Annotated in this window: 1 protein-coding gene; it reads right to left on the bottom strand. The window is 65.2% G+C overall.

Translation table 11 applies throughout. The features are described from left to right. The coding region (locus ACQY8X_RS21185) for an ABC transporter substrate-binding protein (RefSeq protein ID WP_428037105.1) at positions 1-543 on the bottom strand (543 nt) is incomplete at both ends.

The raw sequence follows: 543 nt of genomic DNA, 5'->3' as shown, positions 1-543 counted from the left end.
GGGAAGGCATCGACATCGCCCGCCATCATCGCGGCGAAGGCCGCGGTCGGGTCTGCGATGATGCGGAACGTCGCCTTGGAAAGCGCCGCCGGTTCGCCCCAATAGGCGTCGTTGCGGACGATCTCGATCCGGTCGCCCTGCGTCCAGCTCTGGAACTTGAAGGGGCCGGTGCCCACGGGATTGCTCTTGTTCTCCGCTGCGCTTTCCGGCGCCACGATGACGGCATCGCCCCAGCCGAGGTTGAAGAGGAAGTTGCCCGCGGCCTGCTTCAGGGTGATGACTACCGTCGACGCATCGGGCGCCGCTACGGAAGCTATGGGCGCGAAGAGACCCTTCTGCGCATTGGTCGAGTCCTCGGCCATGGCGCGGTCGAGGGAGAACTTCACGTCAGCGGAGTCGAAGGTCGTACCGTCGTGGAAGGTCACACCCTGGTGCAGCTTGAAGGTATAGGTGAGTCCGTCGTCGCTGACCGTCCAGCTCTCGGCCAGCGCCGGCTTCACCGCGCCGTTGCGGTCGATGCGGGTCAGGCCTTCGAAGATGTTG

This window comes from Amphritea sp., assembly GCF_050300915.1.
GTDB lineage: Bacteria > Pseudomonadota > Gammaproteobacteria > Pseudomonadales > Balneatricaceae > Amphritea.
Note: the sequence above shows the minus strand (reverse complement) of the source record. Positions and strands in the feature narration are given on the sequence as shown.